This window comes from Sphingomonas sp. BE138, from assembly GCF_031456125.1.
Lineage (GTDB): Bacteria > Pseudomonadota > Alphaproteobacteria > Sphingomonadales > Sphingomonadaceae > Sphingomonas.
In genome coordinates, this window is record NZ_JAVDUC010000062.1 from 1 (window position 1) to 2,120 (window position 2,120).

Sequence of the window (2,120 nt, forward strand, 5' to 3'; positions counted from 1 at the left end):
CAGAGCGGCTGCCGTCCACTGTTTCGGGCGCAGATCCACTCTTTTCAGCTGCTGCTGTAGGTAGGATGGCGTCCACCATTTTAGGGAAACCTACAAGTCTCACCCAGGATGACGAACGAACCGGCCGATGGTCACCGACGATGAGATTCCTGTCACGGCTGGTGAGACTGGCGATCCGGGCAATGAGCCGGCTCGCGACCGCGTGCCGATCGGCGCCGACGCTCCGGCCGACCTCGACGCCATCATCACCGGCGCGCTCACCGTCCTCGATCACGCGGAGCCGCAGGACCTCTACCTGCCCGAGCTGGCACCCAGCGACCAGGAGCGGGTCGAGGGCTTTGCCAAGCGCGGCCGCGCCGACGCGACACTCCAAGCCTACAAATCCGACTGGGACCTCTTCCTCGCCTGGTGCCTCGAGCGGCGCTACCGGCCGTTGCCGGCATCGCCGGCGACGGTCGCGGCGTTCCTGAGCGAGCTCGCCACCACCGGCTTCACACCTGCGGCCGAGCGCCGCACCAAGACGGGCAAGCTGCGCGCGCCGCGCCTGCCCAGGCCGCTGACCCGGTCGACCATCGACCGGCGCCTCGCCGCGATCGTGTTCGCGCACCGCATGGCGAAGGTAGAGCCGCCGACGTCGCAGCCCGGGGCCAGCGACCTCGGCTTGGTCATGGGCGGGATCCGGCGAACGAAAGCCGGCGAGAAGAAGCGGAAGAAGCGTGCGGCCGACGGCGACATCCTGCGCGACATGCTCCGCTCGATTGCCGGCGACGACCTGCGCGCACACCGCGACCGCGCCCTGCTCGCGATCGGCATGGGCGGAGCGTTCCGACGCTCCGAGCTGGTGGCGATCACCGTCGACCGGGTAACCCGCGACCGAGAGGGACTGACCGTCACAGTCGCGGCGTCAAAGACCGACCAGTTCGGCGAAGGTCAGGGTGTGGCCGTGCTCGACGGGCCCAGGCTCGAGCCGGTGCGCCACTACGAGGCGTGGATCGCGATCGCCGGGATTACCGAGGGGCCGGTGTTCCGTAAGCTGACACCGCAGGGGCGCCTCACTGCCAAGCCAATGAGCACCAAGGGCGTGGCGCTGGTGGTCAAGGCGGCCGCGGCCGCTGCCGGCTATCCAGCCGAGGCGTTCTCCGGCCACTCGCTGCGCGCCGGCTTCCTCACCGAAGCAGGGCGACAGAACGCCAACCTGTTCAAGATGCGCGAGCACAGCCGCCACGCATCGATCGAGATGGTCGCGGAATATGTCCGGGACACGGAACGTTATCGCGATCACGCCGGAAAGGCTTTCATGTAACCCCGCCGAATCGTCGGCAGGTTTACGATCCAACGGACATTGTTGGCGATAGCACGAGTGCGGCCGACGCACTTTGTTGGCGAAAGCACGACATTTTGCCCCACGTTGTCGGCGATAGCACGAGTCAAAGATGCCGCTGTCTGCCGGGAAGCTCAGGTAGGCTGACCGCCGGGAGCGCGTTTCGGTCGACCACGGAGTCGACCGCGCCCTTCCCGCCATGCCGGCCGGCATGGTGGCACTAAAAAGGGGTCGCTCGAACGGACAAACAGAAAGCCCGGCCGTAGCCGGGCTCTCGTGGCGCTGACTAGCAGCGGCGTAGGAAACCAACAGCTAGTCGGCATCACCTGAAAAAGCAAGATCGAGCGTGATTCACGCCACCGATCGCTGCGTCCGGAACGGGCTCCACGTGGGGAGAACCGAACGATGCTTCGCGCCATAAATCCCGGTCGCGGGTTGCGCCGGCACGATACCGCCGCTGTCGCCGCAGACCAGCTCGCCCAGAGCTTCAGCGGCCTGCCGGACGGCATCACCAAGGGGAAGGTCCTCGCAGCGATCAAGGGGGCGGCGTCACAGCTCGGGATCGACTTCAAGATCGTAATGCTGATCGACGTGCTCTTCGGATACACCCACGACTTGGACTGGCAGGCAACCCACGAGCCGATCGTCTGGCCGAGCAACGAGGAACTCGCCGAGAAGCTAGGCAAGAGCGTGCGTCAGGTTCAGTGTAAGCGTGGCGTGAGGACCGCAGTTTATGCGGCTTGGGCTGTTGGCTGATCTGTCTGGGGCACCCAGTTCCACGGCATCAGCTCGTCCCAGC

At 66.2% G+C, this 2,120-nt stretch carries 2 protein-coding genes; both read left to right on the plus strand.

Translation table 11 applies throughout. The features are described from left to right. Window positions 1-127: 127 nt before the first annotated feature. Window positions 128-1,303 carry a tyrosine-type recombinase/integrase gene (locus J2Y58_RS20790; RefSeq protein ID WP_310107364.1) on the plus strand — a complete coding sequence of 392 codons (1,176 nt, stop codon included), beginning with the start codon at window positions 128-130 and terminating at the stop codon, window positions 1,301-1,303. Window positions 1,304-1,726: 423 nt separating this feature from the next. Then, window positions 1,727-2,077: a helix-turn-helix domain-containing protein gene (locus J2Y58_RS20795; protein WP_310107367.1), complete on the plus strand. Its 351-nt coding sequence runs from the start codon at window positions 1,727-1,729 to the stop codon at window positions 2,075-2,077. The last annotated feature ends 43 nt before the right edge of the window (window positions 2,078-2,120 follow it).

Excerpts from the sequence above, each read along its gene's own strand:
- J2Y58_RS20790 (WP_310107364.1), top strand. The coding sequence starts at position 128 with ATGGTCACCGACGATGAGATTCCTGTCACGGCTGGTGAGACTGGCGAT.
- J2Y58_RS20795 (WP_310107367.1), top strand. The coding sequence starts at position 1,727 with ATGCTTCGCGCCATAAATCCCGGTCGCGGGTTGCGCCGGCACGATACC.